This is a genomic window from Oceanimonas doudoroffii (assembly GCF_002242685.1).
GTDB lineage: Bacteria > Pseudomonadota > Gammaproteobacteria > Enterobacterales > Aeromonadaceae > Oceanimonas > Oceanimonas doudoroffii.
The window spans coordinates 81,072-98,324 of record NZ_NBIM01000008.1; the positions used below are offsets into that span (position 1 = coordinate 81,072).

A 17,253-nucleotide genomic window follows, 5' to 3' on the forward strand; every position below is an offset into this window, starting at 1 on the left:
CTCATTTTCCAAGGTGTCTGTGCACCCGACTCGGAGTTGATAATGAAAAAACTGTTACAGGTCAGCTTGCTGGCGACCGCCGTGATGGCGGGTTTGAGTGGTTGTAATGAGAAGCAGGAGGAGACGGCCGCTCCTGCCGCCGTGGAGCTCAACAGTTTCGAGGACAAGTCCGCCTACGCCATTGGCCTGTCCATGGGCCGCTATATTGGCTCCACCCTGGAAAAACAGCAGGAGCTGGGCGTCGACCTGAATAATGACATTATTATGCAGGGGGTGAAGGACGGGTTTGGCAGCGATGGCCAGATGACCGATGAAGAAGTGCAGCAGGCGCTGATGGCCTACGACACGCACATCAATGAGCTGATCGAGAAAAAGACCGAGGAAGAAGCCGCCGCCACCCTGAAGAAAGGCGAAGACTTCCTCAAGGAAAACGCCCAGCGTGACGGCGTGCAGGTCACCGAGTCCGGCCTGCAGTACGAAGTGCTGACCCAGGGTGAAGGCGACAAGCCCGCGGCGGAAGACGTAGTGACCGTGCACTACACCGGCACCCTGATCGACGGCACCCAGTTCGACAGCTCGGTAGAACGCGGCGAGCCCGCCAGTTTCCCCCTGAACCAGGTGATTCCGGGCTGGACCGAAGGCGTGCAGCTGATGCCGGTGGGCGCCAAATACAAGTTCTACATTCCGTCTGCCCTGGCCTATGGCGAAGCCGGTGCCGGTACCATTCCCGGCAACGCCGTGCTGATCTTTGAAGTGGAACTGCTGGAAATTGAAAAGGCCGCCGACGCCGAAGAGGCCGTGGCCGCCAAGTCGGAAGAAGAGGCTACTCAGCAGTAATGACGCAGCCGGCGCGCAAGGTGCCGGCCGCAATGGGGAGCAGTTGTTGCCAGCCTTCGGGGTGAGCCAGCAACTGCTCCTTTTGTTTTCTGGGCAGGCGTTTGAGTCGGTATTCCAGCTTCAGCGCCGTGGCCTGGTCGGCCACCGGCTGTTGCCACACCAGCACGGCCGGGCGGCGCGCCCACACATAACGGGACGCGCGGCTGCGCACTCGGTTGTGTTCATGGCAGCGGCGCTCGGGATCCAGGCTAATGCCGCCATAGAAGCTGCCATCCCGGCAGCGCAGCAGGTAGAGATACCAGGGGGCGGTGTGGGTCATGGCATGGGTTACAATCGAAATCCGAACATCGGCAAATCCTAACGGGGTTTTTTATGAAAGCAAACGGAACCGGGCAGGCGGCGCTGCTGGGCGGTTTGATCGCCCTTGGCCTGATATGGGGTGGCAGTTACCTCAAGGACGCGGTGCACATCTGGAAGCAGGCGGATCGGGTGGTGTCGGTCAAGGGCCTGGCCGAGCGAGAAGTCCAGGCGGATCTGGTGTTGTGGCCACTCAGCTTTTCGGTGGCGGCCGACAGCCTGGAAGGCCTGTATGACGCCATCGATCGGGACAGAACCAAGATCATCGCCTTTTTGCTGCTGCACGGCTTTGACCAGTCCGAGTTGAGCTTTTCTGCGCCCACGGTGCAGGACGTCTGGGCCAGCCAGTACGGCGAGCAACGTGCACCCCAGCGCTACCGCGCCGACGCCGTGTTGCTGGTGCGCAGCAACAAGGTGGAAGGGGTAAAAAATACCCAGCCGGCGGTGGCGGGGCTGGTCAGCCAGGGGGTGTTGCTGACCCAGAGTTATGAACACAAGACCCAGTATGTGTTCACCGGCCTCAACGACATCAAACCCGACATGATAGCCGAAGCCACCGCCAATGCCCGGGAAGCGGCACGTCAGTTCGCCGACGACGCCGATGCCGAGGTGGGCGGTATTCGTGCCGCCCAGCAGGGCTACTTTTCCATTACCGATCTCGATGCCTACACTCCCGAGATCAAGCGGGTGCGAGTGGTCACCAGTGTCGACTACCTGCTGGAGTGAGTCAGGGCAGCGTCAGGGCCAGCTGCTGGGGCGGGTAGCACAGACCGGTGGTGCAGCCCTGATAGTGCAGCATGACCCGGCCGCCGTCAGTGGTCTGGCGCAGCGGCAAGGTCAGGCTCAGTTGCTCGCGGTAGATCTCGCTGTGGCCAAAATATTCGTCCTGGTGGGGCTGGCCCGCCGGCGGCGACCAGTCGCCGAGGGTCACGCCCTGGCCCTCGGCGGCGAGTTTGTGCCGGTACAGGTAGGCGTCGGGGGCAATGGTGATGCTGACGTTGAGCACATCGCCTTCTTGCCGATGACTGACCACAAAGGCCTGTTCCACCGGCAGCACTCGGTTGTCGGCAACCGGCCTGTGGTCCGGGCGTTCCAGCACAAAGGGAGCGAGCATCAGCATCAGGGCGGCCAGGGTCGCCGCCAGCCTGGCTGGTTTCATTTGATGTTCCTTGATTGGCGGGGCATCACCGGCATTTGAAAACGGGCCATTGCGCCCCCATTTTATGGGTTTGACCCCCATTGTAAGCCGTGCAGCGGCGAAAAAAGAGGTGATTGTGGGCAGAGTATTGTTGTTTTTAATCGGCGCCGGCCTGCTGGAAATTTTCGTGTTTATCGAGGTGGGCTCGGCCATCGGCGCCTGGAGTACCATAGCGCTGATCCTGCTGACCGCCATCATCGGTATCAGCCTGGTACGCATTCAGGGGCTGCAGACCCTGATGGAGGCCCAGGAGAAGGTGAACCGGGGCGAAACCCCGGCCCGGGAAATGGTGTCGGGCATGATGCTGGCGCTGAGCGGCGTGTTGCTGCTGCTGCCGGGCTTTGTCACCGACTTCGCCGGGGTGCTGCTGTTGTTGCCACCGGTGCGTGCCGCCCTGGCCGAGCGTTTCCTGTCCCGGGCCCATGTGCGCGGTGACAAGGGCCACACCTTTACCGCCGAGTACTATCACCACAGCGAAACCCGGGTGCGCGACGAGCAGGACAAAAAGGGCGTGACCTTTGAAGGTGAAGTCGAGCGCAAGGACGACAAATGATCCCTTCGGGGAGCTTGAAGCCTTAAGCTGGAAGCTGTCAGTGCGTAGGTTGGCGATGAGCGCAGCGAATCCCAACATTCCGAACCGCTTGAAGAACTGGAAGTTTTGCCGGGTGTAAAACCCGGCCTACAATTTACCCCAGTCCCCAGTCCCCAGTCCCCAGTCCCCAGTCCCCAGTCCCCGGGTTTTCAACTCAGCGGATGGCGAATTCTCCAGGGAAACCGCCGCCAGGCAAACAGGCAGGCGATCAACCCCGTCAGCAGGTTGGCCAGCAGAATGCCGGCAAAAATCCCTTCGGCACCGGCCAGTCCGGCACCCAGCCAAGCCAGCGGCAGCAACAGGCCGAACAGCCGGGCCCCGTTCAGCAACAGCGAAATCACCGATACCCGCAGGCCGTTCAGCGCCGCGCTCAGTAGCATAAAGCACCCCTGCAGCCCATAACCGATGGGCACCAGCCGCAGATACTGCTGCAACAGTGCCGCAACCTCGGCATTGTCGGTAAACTGCCGCGCCAGCCAGGGTGCCAGCCACCACAACAGTGTAAACACGCCCAACTGGAATATCAGCGCAAAGCGCATGGCCAGCAGCAGGCCGTGGCGGCTGCGCTGGTGCAGGCCAGCACCGGTATTTTGGGAGACAAAAGGGGCCAGCGCCGAGCTCAGTGCCATCATCACGATCAGCACCACGGCTTCAATGCGTGAGGCGGCCCCAAAGGCGGCCACGGTTTCGGTACCAAAGTCCGCCAGCAACAGCATCAGCAGGGCGGTGGCCACCGGGTAAAGGACGCTGGTAAAGGAGGCGGGAATGGCCACCTGTAACAATTGATACCAGTGAACCAACAGCCGCCCCGGGTGCGGCCACTGCCAGCACAGCAGCCGTTCCCTGTGCTGCAGCAGGTACAGCGCCACCATCATGGCCATCAGCCAGGAACAGGCGGTGGCGATGGCGGCGCCGCGAATCCCCAGTTCCGGAAAGGGCCCCAACCCAAAGATCAGCAGCGGGTCGAGCACGCCGTTGACCAGGCCGGCCACCACCATCACCAGCCCGGGAGTGCGGGTATCGCCGGTGGCGCGAATGGCGGCATTGCATACCATGGGCAACACCAGCATGGGCGAAGCGGCGTACCAGATAACCATGTAGTCGTGGATCAGTGGCATCAACTCCGTTTCCGCCCCCAGCAGGGTAAACAGCGGGTCCAGGCTGGCCAGCCCCAGGGCGACCAGCATCAGTACCAGCACCAGCGACAGCAGCAGGCTGTTACTGGTGAAACGGGCTGCCTGATCGCGGTGGCCGGCGCCCAGGGCCTGGCCCAGGCAGGCCGACAGCCCGGCGCTCAGTCCCATGGCCAGAGACAGCACCACAAAGGTCACCGGAAAGGTAAAGGTTACCGCCGCCAGCGGCGCCGTGCCCAGCAACCCGATAAAAAAGGTGTCTACCAGGTTGAACGCCTGAATTGCCACTATGCCCAGTGCCATGGGGCCGGTCATGCGCGCCAGTTGCGGGCCGATGGGAGCGGTGAGCAGGGAGTTGGTGTGGGGCACAAAAAAACCTTGATGCTGCGGCGGGGTGAAATTCGGTGGCCATGATAACGCCGCCCCGCCAATGATTTTAAAAAAATTTTGCCTTTCGCTCTTGAAGGCGGTGAATGCGCTCCCATATAGGAAGGCAACGGAACAAGTTTGCGGCCATTGGCCGTTTATCTATGAAGGTAACAACACTCATCAGGAGAGTTATCGATGAACATTCGTCCATTGCACGATCGCGTCATTATCAAGCGTATTGAAGCCGAGGCCAAGTCGGCCGGCGGTATCGTTCTGACCGGCTCTGCCGCCGAGAAATCCACTCGCGGTGAAGTACTGGCGGTGGGTAATGGCCGCACTCTGGACAACGGCGAAGTGAAAGCCATGTCCGTGAAGGTCGGTGACAAGGTGATCTTCAACGAAGGTTTTGGCGTCAAGACCGAGAAGCTGGACGGCCAGGAAGTACTGATCCTGTCCGAAACCGACATCCTGGCAATCGTTGAAGCATAATCCGGTTCATCCACTTTTAAGGAAGATAAACAATGGCAGCTAAAGACGTAAAATTTGGTAACGACGCCCGCGTTAAAATGCTGAAAGGCGTAAACATCCTGGCCGACGCGGTCAAGGTAACCCTGGGCCCGAAAGGCCGCAATGTGGTACTGGACAAGTCCTTCGGTGCCCCCAACATCACCAAGGACGGCGTGTCCGTGGCCAAGGAAATCGAACTGGAAGACAAGTTCGAGAACATGGGCGCCCAGATGGTGAAAGAAGTCGCCTCCAAGGCCAACGACGAAGCCGGTGACGGCACCACCACCGCCACCGTACTGGCCCAGGCCATCGTCAACGAAGGCCTCAAGGCCGTGGCCGCCGGCATGAACCCCATGGATCTGAAGCGTGGTATCGACAAGGCCGTGGTACAGGCCGTGGCCGAGCTGAAAGGCCTGTCCGTGCCCTGTAAAGACACCAAGGCCATTGCTCAGGTGGGCACCATCTCCGCCAACTCTGACGAGAAAGTCGGCCAGCTTATCGCCGAAGCCATGGAAAAAGTGGGCACCGACGGTGTCATCACCGTGGAAGAAGGCCAGGGCCTGGAAGACGAGCTGGACGTGGTTGAAGGCATGCAGTTCGACCGTGGCTACCTGTCTCCCTACTTCATCAACAAGCAGGAAACCGGCACCGTTGAGCTGGACGACCCCTTCATTCTGCTGGTTGACAAGAAAGTCTCCAACATTCGCGAGCTGCTGCCGGTACTGGAAGGCGTTGCCAAGCAGTCCAAGCCGCTGCTGATCGTGGCCGAAGACGTGGAAGGCGAAGCCCTGGCCACCCTGGTGGTCAACAACATGCGCGGCATCGTGAAAGTGGCCGGCGTCAAGGCCCCGGGCTTTGGTGACCGCCGCAAGGCCATGCTGCAGGACATCGCCATTCTGACCGGCGGCACCGTGATCTCCGAAGAAGTGGGCATGGAGCTGGAAAAGGCGACCCTGGAAGATCTGGGCCGTGCCAAGCGCGTGGTAATCAGCAAAGACAACACCACCATCATCGACGGTGTGGGTGAAGCCGATGCCATCAACGGTCGTGTGGCGCAAATTCGCCAGCAGATCGAAGAGTCTTCTTCCGACTACGATCGCGAGAAGCTGCAAGAGCGCGTGGCCAAGCTGGCCGGCGGTGTTGCCGTGATCAAGGTGGGCGCCGCTACCGAAGTGGAAATGAAAGAGAAGAAAGCCCGCGTTGACGACGCCCTGCACGCGACCCGTGCCGCGGTGGAAGAAGGTGTGGTACCCGGTGGCGGTGTTGCCCTGGTACGTGCCGCCGCCAAGCTGGGTGAGCTGACCGGTGACAACGAAGATCAGAACGTGGGTATCAAGGTTGCCCTGCGCGCCATGGAAGCCCCGCTGCGCCAGATCGTCACCAACGCCGGTGAAGAAGCCTCCGTGGTGGTGTCCAAGGTTAAGGCCAGCGAAGGCAACCAGGGTTACAATGCCGGCAACGACACCTACGGTGACATGCTGGAAATGGGTATCCTGGATCCGACCAAGGTGACTCGTTCTGCCCTGCAGTTCGCCGCTTCCGTGGCCGGTCTGATGATCACCACCGAAGCCATGGTCACCGAGCTGCCGAAAGACGAAGCCCCGGCCATGCCCGACATGGGCGGCATGGGTGGTATGGGCGGCATGATGTGATCTGAATCACATTAATGTGGCCGGGTGAGTTCACCCGCATCCCGAAAAGCCGGACTCTTGAGTCCGGCTTTTTTTTGGCCGAAAGTCTTGTTCCGGCTTGTGTTGGCCTAAATTACACTTCTTCTGCATTAAAGATTTTGGTTATGATGACCTATTGTCTTGAGGGGCGTTTGAGTCCCAGTTGTATTCAGGATATGACCTTGAAGGATGAAACCAGCGGTATCCTTCGGGCGAAAGGAGAAATGCATGAAGTTGCTCGGCGTCGTTGTATTGCTGTTGATGTCGTGGGGAGTCCGGGCCGAGGAGGCGATAGTACTGACCATCTCCGGTAATATCGAGCTGGAAGGGCGCTCCCATGAACGCATGGATTACACCTTGTCCCAGCTTCAGGCCCTGCCCCAGGGTGAGATCACCACGGCCCATCCCTGGTCGAATACTCCTCACACCTACCGCGGACTGGATCTGAGGGCACTGCTCGACACCCTCTTTGCCCACGCCGAGGTCAAGGCCCTCTATCTGGAATCCCTCAACGGTTTCAGCGTGGTGGTAGACTGGCAGGCGGTGGCGCCTTACCAGCCCTTGCTGGCCTGGCGTGACAATGGGCGGCTGATGAGCCGTCGCGACAAGGGGCCGCTGTGGCTGATGCTGCCCTACGACAGGGTACCTGAGCTGCAGCAGGCGAAATTTCTGCACTACATGGCCTGGCAGCTCAGGCACATCAAGGTAAGAACGGAACCCAGGTGAAGCAACTTTTCATTCCTATTCCCGGCAGCGATCAATGGGGGCCGGCCCATATGCTGCGACAGGTGGCCGCCCTGTTGCTGCTGATCTGTATGCTGCTGTTTGGTGCCGGCGTTACCCATGCCCTGCTGGGCATTCGCCAGCACAATACCCAGCTTGAACAGCGCAATTACGAGGTGCCCTGGTCACTGATGCAGTTGCAACTGGAAATGAACCGCTTTTTCGATGCGGTCAGGCTGCTGAATGCCGGGGTGATCGAACACGATGAGTTGATGCTGCGTTACGACATTCTGTGGAGCCGTACGCCGGTGTTGCTCAGCAATCAGCTCAAGGACACCCTGAGCGAGCGGCCGGATCTGTGGCTGCTGATCCAGCAGATTGAAGACAGGGTCAGAAGTGTGGAGCCCATGGTGCAGGCCCTGAAACCGGGTGACCTCAACTACCGGCTGCTGCTGGCCGAACTGGCGCCTTATGCCGAACCTCTGGCCCGTACGGTCACCGCCACCATGCACAGCAATGTGCTGTTTTATGCCGAATATGACAAGGCCTACAAGTCTCTCAGCCAGGAGCTCTATGTCTGTACCCTGGGACTGGGATTTTGCGCCCTGCTGCTGCTGCTGATGCTGTGGCTGGAATTGCTGAGTTACCGCAGGCGTTTGTTGCAGGACGCCTTGACCGGCCTGCCCAACCGCTTTGCCCTGCAACATCGGCTCGGCCAACTGATCGGCCGTCGGCAGCCGTTCAGTATCACCCTGCTGGAGCTGGAGGACCTGGATTGGCTGGTGCAGCATTTTGGTTATGATACTGCCGACCAGCTGCAGTCTGCCTTTGCTCGGCGGCTGCAGGCCTGTCTGCTGCCCCATGAACATATCGCCCTGTTCGAGCGCAAGTGCGTGGTGGTGGCGGAAGGGGTGCTGGAGCTGGCGGAAGTGCGCGCCCAGCTGTCTCGTGTTCGCCAGGCCCTGGCGGCGCCGGAGGCCATTGCGCGGCATGACTTCCATCCAACCCCGGTGATTGGTGTGGTGCTGTATCCGGCCGATGCCGATAACATGGTGGATCTGCTGGCGAGGGGGGAGCTGGCCCTGGCGTTGTGCCGGCAGGAGCGGTTGCCCTACGTTATTTTTGACCCTTCCATGCTGAAGGAAATCGAGCGGCGCCAGCAGCTGGCCCGGGATCTGCCGGCGGCGCTGGAAAGCGACAGTCTGAGCCTGCGTTTTCATCCACTGGCCGATGGTGAAGGGCGTTGTGCGGGGTTTCGTTTATCACTGCAATGGCGTCACCCGCACTTTGGCATGATCACCGGCCCTGAGCTGGGGCGGCTGGCGGAGCAATATCAGTTGTCGGAGGCGCTGTTGCTGTGGGCACTGAACCGCTGCTGCGAGCTGCTACCCGGCTGGCAGGCTCTGCAATCGGGGCTTTTTGTCAGTCTGCCTCTGCCGCCTTCGCTGTTTCGCAGTTCCATCAGGGAATCGCTGCTGGCCGCGCTCAAGCAGCACGGCCTGGACGGCACTTCACTGGTGCTGGAACTGGAAGAGGCCCAGCTGGAAGAAGAGCTGCATTTGACGCAGCCCCTGGTGCGGGAGCTGCGTGAACGGGGCATTCGCATCATGCTGGCCAACTTCGGCAGTGGGCGCTCTTCCTGGGGGCAACTGACGCGCTTGCCGCTGGACTGGCTGCAGCTGGATGCGGCGCTGTGCAATGGCATAGAACGTGAAGGGGAGGCACGCCGTCAGTTTCAGGCGCTGCTTGCGCTGGCGCGGTTGCTGGCGTTACCGGTTATCTGCTGTGGCGTGCATCGAGAAGCCGAAGTGCAGGTGATACGCGAGCAGGGACAGGCGCCGCTGCTGCAGGGTGATGTGGTCAGCCCGCCGCTCGGCGCCATTGAAGTCAAGGACTGGCTTGAAGCGCGGTCCTGACCGTGCCGGTTACTGCAGGCGCATAAACTGCCCCAGTGTGGTGGCCAGCAGCTGAATCTTGTGCACCATGCGCGCCAGCAGCGCCTGGTATTCTGCTTCCGAGCTGGATGACAGCATCTCCAGCTCTTCCGCCAGCTCCGCCACGTAAGGCATAAAATGATCCGCATGAGTGGTGAACTGGCTGTCTTCGCGCAGCACGGCGCTGAATTTGGCCTGGCCCTTGGCGCGCAGGACGGCCAGTTTTTTGTCGGCGTCAATGGCCTGGTGATACAACTCTTTCAGGGTGTCGTTAAGCCGGTCAATTACCGAATCGTGCATGGGAATTCCTTAACTGGGTTCAAGACGTAAATCGAGGGGGGTTTTGCTTGCCTCGCCACCGACTTCCCGCACCAGTCGGGGCACGAGAAAGCCCGGCAGCCGCTCCAGCAACCGAGCCATCAGCGTCCGGGCCCGCTCATCGCTCACCGCAAAGTGCGCCGCCCCGGCCACCCGATCTAGCTGGTGCAGGTAATAGGGCAATACGCCGGCGTCAAACAGGCGCTCCGACAGGGCTTCCAGGGCGTCGGCGTCGTCATTGACCCCGGCCAGCAGCACGCTCTGGTTCAGCAGGGTAATGCCGGCCCGTTGCCACGACCGCAGCCGGTCGGCCAGATCGGCATCGATTTCGTTGGCGTGGTTAATGTGCAGCACCAGCACCGGGCGCAGCCGACTGTGCGCCAGGCGGTCGCGCAGGGTGTCGGTGAGCCGAGTGTGAATCACCACCGGCAGCCGGCTGTGAATGCGCAGCCGCTTAAGGTGGGGAATGGCTTCAAGCTCGTTCAGCAGGGCGGCGATATGCTCGTCCTTGGCCATCAGCGGATCGCCGCCGGACAGGATCACCTCGTTGATTTCCGAATGGGCGGCAATGTAGTCCACCGCCGGCTGCCAGCCGCCCTGGCCCGGGCTGTTGTCGGCATAGGGAAAATGGCGGCGAAAACAGTAGCGGCAGTTTACCGCGCAGCCGCCGCGCAGCACCAGCAGCACCCGGGAGCGGTACTTGTGCAGCAGGCCGGGCAGGGCGCTGTCGTGCTCGTCGAGGGGATCGGTGACAAAGCCCGGCACCTGGGTGAACTCGTCGGCCAGGGGTAACACCTGGCGCAGCAGGGGGTCCTGCGGGTTACCCTTTTCCATCTTGTCGGCAAAAGGCTGAGGCACGCGCATGGCAAACAGCCGGCGCGCGGCCAGCCCTGGTTGCCAGGGGGCGGCATCCAGCCCCAGATAGTCCAGCAACTGCTCGGGAGTGGTAAAGGCGCGGGCCAGCTCTTTTTGCCAGGGAATATGTAAATCGCCCCCGTTTAGGGGTATCATTGCCGGCATTTTCTGCAACTCTGTCAACTACGAGGGTAAAATGGCCTCCTATAGTACCAATGAATTCAAGTCCGGTCTCAAGATTATGCTGGACGGAGAACCCTGCGCCATTATCGAAAACGAATTCGTCAAGCCCGGCAAAGGACAGGCGTTCAACCGCGTGAAGATTCGCCGTCTGCTCAATGGCAAGGTGCTGGAAAAAACTTTCAAGTCCGGCGACAGCGTGGAAGCGGCCGACGTGATGGATGTGGAACTGGCCTATCTGTACAACGATGGCGAGTTCTACCACTTCATGAACAACGACACCTTTGAGCAGATCGCCGCCGACGAAAAGGCCGTGGGCGAGACCAAACTGTGGCTCAAGGAGCAGGACGTATGTACCCTGACCCTGTGGAACGGCGCCGCCATCTCCGTGACTCCGCCCAACTTCGTGGAGCTGGAAGTGGTGGAAACCGATCCGGGCCTGAAGGGTGACACCGCCGGCACCGGTGGCAAGCCCGCCACCCTGAGCACCGGCGCCGTGGTGCGCGTGCCGCTGTTCATTCAGATCGGTGAAGTGCTGCGCGTTGACACCCGCTCCGGCGAGTACGTGTCCCGCGTAAAATAAGCATCGGGCTTTAGATACAAAAACGGCGCCTTTCGGCGCCGTTTTTTATTGTGAGGTGGAGGGGACAAGTGTGAGGTGAAAACGTTTTAGCTTTACCCCTTACTCCTCACCCCTTACGTCAGACGTTTCACTCTTTGCCGTACACGTTGTTTTCCTGCTCACGCACGCGAATAAAGGTGGTGCGCTTGGTCAGCTCCTTCAGTCGCTGTGCACCCACATAGGTGCAGGTGGAGCGCACGCCGCCGAGCACGTCGTTAACGGTGTTATCCACCGGGCCGCGATAGGCCAGCTCAACGGTCTTGCCTTCGGCCGCACGGTACTTGGCCACGCCGCCGGAATGCTTGTCCATGGCGCTGGCAGAACTCATGCCGTAGAACTTCATATACTGCTTGCCGTCGCGTTCGATCAGCTCGCCGCCACACTCTTCGTGGGCCGCCAGCATGCCGCCCAGCATCACGAAGTCGGCGCCGCCGCCAAAGGCCTTGGCCACGTCACCGGGGCAGGTGCAGCCGCCGTCACCGATGATCTGGCCGCCCAGGCCGTGGGCCGCGTCGGCACATTCGATGATGGCGGACAGCTGGGGGTAGCCCACACCGGTCTTGACCCGAGTGGTGCACACCGAGCCGGGGCCGATGCCCACTTTCACGATGTCGGCACCGCACAGGATCAGTTCTTCCACCATTTCACCGGTCACCACGTTGCCGGCAATGATGGTGTGTTGGGGGCACTGCTCGCGCACGCGGGACACGAAGGCGGCGAAGTGTTCGCTGTAGCCGTTGGCCACGTCGATGCAGATAAAGCCCAGGTCGTCCGACAGCGCCAGGATTTGCTGCAGCTTTTCAAAGTCCTTGTCGGAAGTGCCGGTAGACACGATCACGTGCTTGAGCACTTCGGCGCCGGATTCGGTAACAAAGGCCTGCCATTGTTCCACCGAGTAATGTTTGTGCACCGCGGTCAGCATTTCGTGACGGGCCAGGGCACGGGCCATGGCAAAGGTGGCCACGGTGTCCATATTGGCGGCGATGACCGGCACGCCGGACCAGCGGCGACCTGAATGCTTAAAGGTGAACTCCCTGTTCAGTTCGACCTGAGCGCGGCTGTTGAGGGTGGAGCGCTTGGGGCGAAACAGCACATCCCTAAAGCCCAGTTTCAAGTCTTCTTCGATACGCATTGGTATTACCTCAGTAAATGACAGGCATAAAAAAACCGGGGGTTTTTTAGGCCCCCGGTTTTCAGCATTCTAGCCACGGCGAACTTTTTTGCAACCATTCCTGACTACAAGTTCAGAAATTGCGTTTTTCAGGCAATGCCCTGAACCAATGCTCCGGTCAGAACTGGTAGGCGGCGGAAATCTTGACGTTACGGCCCGGTTCAAAATCATTCAGCACGGCTCCCCGGGCGGTGCCGGAGCGAGAGGCGTGGGAGGTATAGGTTTCATCAAACAGGTTGTCGATGCCAACCGTCAGCGACAGGCCGTCCACCGCCGAGGGCACCCACTGGGCATAAATATTGTGCACGTCGTAGCCTTCCTTGATCGGGGTTCCGGCAAACACATTGTCCTCATCCCGTACCAGAATGGAGGTCAGGCCAAAGATGGTTTCCAGCCGCTCGGCCTGGTAGTCCAGGCTCAGGGCCAGGCTGTCGCCTACGTCCATGCTGCGCCCGTTGTCGGCGGCAACCGGGCCGCCGGTGGCCTTGTCGGTGGTGTCGGAACGGGCGTAGGAAAGCTTGCCGTTAAAGTTGCCAAAGCCGTAACTGGCACTCAGCTCAAAGCCGTCGATTTCCACATCGGCGATGTTTTCCATGACATAGCCACTGCCTTGCCAGTTGGTGCCGATGTAGTCGTCGATTTCGGTGCGGAACAGGGTGGCGGTGGCGCCCAGTCGATGTTCGCCCAGGTGCCTGGCAAAGCGTACTCCGCCTTGAGTGTTGAGACCGGTTTCCGGGCGAAGGTCATCGGCCAGCACGGTCACGTCCTGATATTTGACGAAACTTTCCAGCAGTTCGGGGCCCTTGAACAGGGAGCGGGCATTGGCAAACAGTGTCCAGTCGGGTGTGACCTGCCATTCGGCCCCCAGTGACCAGGTGACGTCGTCAAAGTCATGGGTGCCGGTGGTGGCCTTGCGGCGATAGTCGTCATGACGCAGGCCCCCGGTCAGCGACAGGGTGTCGGTAATAAACAGGGTGTTCTCCGCAAACACGGCGCGGGAGTCGGCGGACTCGTCCATGAACTGCACGCCGCCGTAGTGGCTTTCGGTGTTTTTGTGCAGGTACTCCAAGCCATAGTTCAACTGGTTATCCAGCCTCAGCAACCGCAGGTTGGAGCTCAGCAGCACATTCACGCCGGTGTTGCGGTTTTCCGCCTTGTTTTCCGATAACCGGTCACCCGGCCATCCTACGCCACTACCGATAAAGACGCTTTCGTCGCGCACCAGCTCGGTGCGGCTGGTGTAGAGAGTGACCTTGCCATCATGATTGTCCCCGTCCAGCTCGTAACCCAGGGTAATGGTGTCGCGGTTGTAGTCGGTGGGCACCAGAACCTGTGCCGACAGGGCCTGGTTGGCGCTGCCACCCATGTCGGCTCGGGGAGAGTAATCGCCACTGTCGCGGTACAGATCGTAGCTCAGCTCGAAACGATGGCCCTCGGCCGGCTCCACGCCCACCTTGGTCAGCACGTTATAGGTATCGCCATCGGCCCCTATGGTGGTGTTGCCATCGCCGTCCTTGAAATTGCCGCGGCTGATGCCGTGGCCGTACACCATGGCGTCCACGCTGTCGGTAAGCTGGCCATAGAGGGTGAGCGAGCCCTGGCGGCTGTCGTTGCTCTGATAACCGGTAAAGGCGCGGGCACCAAAGCGCTCGTCCGGACGCAGCAGATCCCCGGCGTCCTTGGTTTCAGAATAAACCGCGCCGCCCAGGCCGCTCTGGGTGACCGAATTGTTGCCCACCTGAATATTGGCGGATTTCAAAATGTCCGGGTTCAGGGTCAGGTTGCCCACATGGTGAAACATGTTGGCGTGCTGGGAAGCGCCATCCAGGCGTATGTCCAGATCCGTCTCTCCCAGGCCACGAATATTGATACGTTGATTGACCGAGTGAGTGCCACCCACGTCCACGCCGGGAATGTCGCGCAGCAGATCCGACATGTGATCCGCCTGCTTCAGGGACATGTCCCGTGCGTGCAGGGTGTCGGTATTACTGGTTACCTCGGTGCCCCAGACCAGCACTTCGTCGAAATAGGAGGTGGTTTCTTCGGCCGCGGCCGGCCCGGCCAGGACGGCACTAATGGCCACTCCGAGCAGGGCCGGTCTGAAGGGAAGGGCATGGAATGAATGCATGCAATAAACCTCAAATGCAAATGGTAATGGTTATCAGGTATAGTAATCTCTTTGGCCGGCGGGCCGAAGCACATCGGCTTATGCAAAACCACATATCGCTTATTGGAAATGGTCAGCATGGAAGGGCAGTCAGATATCGGAACAAGAACCAGAAAAGCCCTGTTGACGCGCAAGCTGGCGCTGCCTGACAAGGATCTGGTGATGGTGCTGGAATCGAACCGGCAAATACCGTTGGCGGAAGGGGATTTTATTTCCTACCGCTTTCACGATGACATTCGAGTGCACGGCGGCACCAGCCTGGAGCTGGATAACTCCCAGGTCGTGGCGTCGGTGCCCGGCGCCCTGGTGGCGACCCTGTTACTGGAAGGGCGGCTCGATTTTGGGTATGACGGGCTGGAGTTTAGCCTGAACGCGGCGCAGGGAGCCGTGGGGGTGGTGGCCAACATGGTCAGGCCAGCCGCCTTTCGCCGGCGCTTTACGCCGGGCACCCGGGTTTGCAAGTTGAATCTGATTGTGGCGCCGGCCTGGCTGCGCCGGCGGATCACGCCGGGCTGTCCGGTTGCGGATTTTGCCAACCGCCACCTGGCGTGCCGCCATCTGCAGGTCAGTGCCGACATGCTCGGTCATGTCAGGGCCATTCTGGCACTGTCCCATCCGCAAACCCTGGCGGAGAAGCTGCGTTTTGAAACCCTGGTGCACGGGTTGGCGGGTATGATCTTTGACCAGGTTGCCCGACCGGCCGAGGAGGCGACCGAGGAGGCGGAAGCCGGCCAGAACAGGACCACAGATGGGCGCATTGAGCGGCTGGTCACCTTTATTGAAAGCCACCTGCATGAAGAGCTGACTTTGGCGCGGCTGGCGGCGGACTTCTCCATGAGTGTGTCGAGCCTGCAGCGGCAGTTCAAGCAAAACTTCAACCTGACCGTCGGCGGCTATATACGGCGCCGACGGTTGGAAATTGCCCGACAGCAACTGGAACGGGGGCTGGTCACCATTACCGAGGCGGCCTACGAATCGGGATATCAGCATCCGTCCAATTTTACCGCCGCCTTTCGACGTGCCTTTGGCATGTCTCCCCATGCCCTGTGTGGCGAGCGATGAGTTCGTTGCAGCCAGGAACCAAAGGCTTTAGTTTCGGTCAAATTTACGCCATTATTGGCCAAACCGTTGAATGGAGCGACGTCATGTTCAGGGTGCTTGGGCTGGATCATCTGGTGCTGCGGGTGCGCAATCCCCAGCGCATGCTGGATTTCTATTGCAGGGTGCTGGGTTGTTGCCTGGAACGTGAAAAGGGGGAAATCGGCCTCTACCAGCTGAGGGCCGGGGATCAGCTGATCGATCTGGTGGATATTCGCGGCCCCCTGGGGGGCGATGGCGAGGCCGCCGATCAGTGCCGGGCCAATATGGATCACTTTTGCCTGCGCATCGATCCCTTTGATCCCGATGCCCTGCTCAATTACTTCAGCCTGTCGGGAGTGATTTGTGAGCCGCCGGCACTGCGCTACGGTGCCCAGGGTGAAGGGCCGTCGATCTACCTGTTCGATCCGGAAGGCAACCAGATCGAACTGAAAGGCGACAGCAGGGCTGCCAGCCGGGACTGATTCAAAGTACACTCGGCGTTTTTTGCCGAGTGCCCTTTCATGATGACGTCATCCTGGTCTCCCACCGCTGAATTTTCCATGTTGCGCCGGCGTGCCGAGCTGCTGGCGCGTATTCGTGACTTCTTTGCCGCGCGCGGCGTGCTGGAAGTGGATACCCCCACCCTGGCGGCGGCCGGGGTGACCGATGTGCACCTGGAAAACTTCGTTACCCGCTTTACCGGCCCCGGCATGGCCGAAGGCCAGAATCTCTATCTGCAGACCTCACCGGAATTTCACATGAAGCGGCTGCTGGCCGCCGGCAGCGGACCCATCTACCAGATTTGCAAGGCTTACCGCAACGAGGAGTCGGGGCGGCTGCACAACCCCGAGTTCACCATGCTGGAATGGTATCGCCCGGGCTTTGACCATCACCGGCTGATGGACGAAATGGCCGAACTGCTGCGACGGGTGCTGGGTTGCGACGAACCCGAACGGCTGAGCTATCGTACCGCCTTTGAGCAGACCCTGGGCGTCTGCCCGCTGACCGCTTCTCTGAGCGAGTTGCGTGCCGCCGGCCAGGGCCTGGGAGCCGATGATCTGCTGGTCGTTGAACAGGACAGGGACACCCTGCTGCAGCTGTTGTTTGCCTTTGGGGTGGAGCCGGTGATCGGCCAGATCGTGCCCTGCTTCGTGTATGACTTTCCCGCCAGCCAGGCGGCCCTGGCCCGGATCAGCCCCGCCGATGGCCGCGTGGCCGAGCGGTTTGAGGTGTATTTTCGCGGTATTGAGCTGGCCAATGGCTTTCACGAACTCAGCGATGCCGCCGAGCAGCGGGCCCGCTTTGATCAGGACAATGCCCTGCGCCGGGCGAGGGGGCTGGCGGAAAAGCCGGTGGATGAATACCTGCTGGCGGCGCTGGCCGCGGGCCTGCCCGACTGTGCCGGGGTGGCGCTGGGCATCGACCGGCTGATCATGCTGGTGCTTAAGGCCGAGCGGCTGGAGCAGGTTATCGCCTTTCCGGTCACTCGGGCCTGAGATAAGGCAGCACAGGCTGCCGTGAGGAGAGGGGGCCTATCGGA

General features: G+C 60.6%; 18 protein-coding genes. 11 read left to right on the forward strand and 7 right to left on the reverse strand.

The window, feature by feature from the left end:
• Positions 1–42: 42 nt before the first annotated feature.
• Positions 43–837 (forward strand): FKBP-type peptidyl-prolyl cis-trans isomerase, encoded by a 795-nt coding sequence (fkpA, locus tag B6S08_RS16250; RefSeq protein WP_094201857.1) that lies wholly within the window; start codon positions 43–45, stop codon positions 835–837.
• Here the strand turns inward: fkpA and B6S08_RS16255 are convergent.
• A complete protein-coding gene (locus tag B6S08_RS16255; RefSeq protein WP_094201858.1) occupies positions 824–1,156 on the reverse strand; it encodes a GIY-YIG nuclease family protein in 333 nt (110 codons plus the stop codon). The two genes, fkpA and B6S08_RS16255, sit on opposite strands and share 14 nt — an antisense overlap.
• Before the next feature lie 53 nt (positions 1,157–1,209).
• Here B6S08_RS16255 and B6S08_RS16260 point away from each other — a divergent pair, with 53 nt between their 5' ends.
• Positions 1,210–1,920 carry an SIMPL domain-containing protein gene (locus B6S08_RS16260; RefSeq protein WP_094201859.1) on the forward strand — a complete coding sequence of 237 codons (711 nt, stop codon included), beginning with the start codon at positions 1,210–1,212 and terminating at the stop codon, positions 1,918–1,920.
• Position 1,921: 1 nt separating this feature from the next.
• On the opposite strand, the gene B6S08_RS16265 is transcribed toward B6S08_RS16260, so the two are convergent.
• Entirely contained in the window at positions 1,922–2,353 is a 432-nt protein-coding gene (locus B6S08_RS16265; RefSeq protein ID WP_094201860.1) for a protein-disulfide reductase DsbD domain-containing protein, read from the reverse strand.
• A 115-nt stretch (positions 2,354–2,468) separates the two neighbouring features.
• Here B6S08_RS16265 and B6S08_RS16270 point away from each other — a divergent pair, with 115 nt between their 5' ends.
• Positions 2,469–2,945, forward strand: coding sequence for an FxsA family protein (locus B6S08_RS16270; RefSeq protein ID WP_245849886.1), 477 nt, complete (start codon positions 2,469–2,471; stop codon positions 2,943–2,945).
• 188 nt (positions 2,946–3,133) lie between these two features.
• Here the strand turns inward: B6S08_RS16270 and B6S08_RS16275 are convergent, their stop codons facing one another.
• Positions 3,134–4,486: an MATE family efflux transporter gene (locus tag B6S08_RS16275; protein ID WP_245849887.1), complete on the reverse strand. Its 1,353-nt coding sequence runs from the start codon at positions 4,484–4,486 to the stop codon at positions 3,134–3,136.
• A 195-nt stretch (positions 4,487–4,681) separates the two neighbouring features.
• Between B6S08_RS16275 and B6S08_RS16280 the strand changes: the two genes are divergently transcribed.
• The 4 genes from B6S08_RS16280 (at position 4,682) to B6S08_RS16295 (ending at position 9,302) form a co-directional block, all read left to right on the forward strand.
• Positions 4,682–4,975 carry a co-chaperone GroES gene (locus B6S08_RS16280; protein WP_094201861.1) on the forward strand — a complete coding sequence of 98 codons (294 nt, stop codon included), beginning with the start codon at positions 4,682–4,684 and terminating at the stop codon, positions 4,973–4,975.
• A gap of 32 nt (positions 4,976–5,007) precedes the next feature.
• Positions 5,008–6,645 (forward strand): chaperonin GroEL, encoded by a 1,638-nt coding sequence (gene groL / locus B6S08_RS16285; protein ID WP_094201862.1) that lies wholly within the window; start codon positions 5,008–5,010, stop codon positions 6,643–6,645.
• A 246-nt stretch (positions 6,646–6,891) separates the two neighbouring features.
• On the forward strand, positions 6,892–7,389 hold the full coding sequence (locus B6S08_RS16290) for a putative pterin-binding protein (protein ID WP_094201863.1): 498 nt from the start codon (positions 6,892–6,894) through the stop codon (positions 7,387–7,389).
• Entirely contained in the window at positions 7,386–9,302 is a 1,917-nt protein-coding gene (locus B6S08_RS16295) for an EAL domain-containing protein (RefSeq protein ID WP_245849888.1), read from the forward strand. The genes B6S08_RS16290 and B6S08_RS16295 overlap by 4 nt, the downstream gene beginning before the upstream one ends.
• Positions 9,303–9,311: 9 nt before the next feature.
• On the opposite strand, the gene B6S08_RS16300 is transcribed toward B6S08_RS16295, so the two are convergent.
• Both B6S08_RS16300 and epmB read right to left on the reverse strand, forming a co-directional pair.
• A complete protein-coding gene (locus B6S08_RS16300) occupies positions 9,312–9,620 on the reverse strand; it encodes a hypothetical protein (RefSeq protein ID WP_094201864.1) in 309 nt (102 codons plus the stop codon).
• Between the two features lie 9 nt (positions 9,621–9,629).
• Positions 9,630–10,649: an EF-P beta-lysylation protein EpmB gene (epmB, locus tag B6S08_RS16305; RefSeq protein WP_206063541.1), complete on the reverse strand. Its 1,020-nt coding sequence runs from the start codon at positions 10,647–10,649 to the stop codon at positions 9,630–9,632.
• A 40-nt stretch (positions 10,650–10,689) separates the two neighbouring features.
• Between epmB and efp the strand changes: the two genes are divergently transcribed.
• Complete coding sequence (efp, locus tag B6S08_RS16310; RefSeq protein WP_094201866.1) at positions 10,690–11,256, forward strand: elongation factor P; 567 nt, start codon at positions 10,690–10,692, stop codon at positions 11,254–11,256.
• 127 nt (positions 11,257–11,383) lie between these two features.
• Here efp and B6S08_RS16315 read toward each other — a convergent pair whose 3' ends face one another.
• Complete coding sequence (locus B6S08_RS16315) at positions 11,384–12,427, reverse strand: GMP reductase (RefSeq protein WP_094201867.1); 1,044 nt, start codon at positions 12,425–12,427, stop codon at positions 11,384–11,386.
• Positions 12,428–12,584: 157 nt separating this feature from the next.
• The gene (locus B6S08_RS16320) at positions 12,585–14,594 is read right to left on the reverse strand and encodes a TonB-dependent siderophore receptor (protein WP_094201868.1); all 2,010 of its coding nucleotides are present in this window, start codon (positions 14,592–14,594) and stop codon (positions 12,585–12,587) included.
• A 117-nt stretch (positions 14,595–14,711) separates the two neighbouring features.
• Here B6S08_RS16320 and B6S08_RS16325 point away from each other — a divergent pair, with 117 nt between their 5' ends.
• The 3 genes from B6S08_RS16325 to epmA all read left to right on the forward strand — a co-directional run bounded on the left by B6S08_RS16325 (position 14,712) and on the right by epmA (position 17,209).
• Positions 14,712–15,695 carry a helix-turn-helix transcriptional regulator gene (locus B6S08_RS16325; RefSeq protein WP_169716423.1) on the forward strand — a complete coding sequence of 328 codons (984 nt, stop codon included), beginning with the start codon at positions 14,712–14,714 and terminating at the stop codon, positions 15,693–15,695.
• A gap of 83 nt (positions 15,696–15,778) precedes the next feature.
• Positions 15,779–16,195, forward strand: coding sequence for a VOC family protein (locus B6S08_RS16330; RefSeq protein ID WP_094201870.1), 417 nt, complete (start codon positions 15,779–15,781; stop codon positions 16,193–16,195).
• Positions 16,196–16,234: 39 nt separating this feature from the next.
• The gene (gene epmA / locus B6S08_RS16335) at positions 16,235–17,209 is read left to right on the forward strand and encodes an elongation factor P--(R)-beta-lysine ligase (protein ID WP_094201871.1); all 975 of its coding nucleotides are present in this window, start codon (positions 16,235–16,237) and stop codon (positions 17,207–17,209) included.
• Positions 17,210–17,253 lie beyond the last annotated feature (44 nt).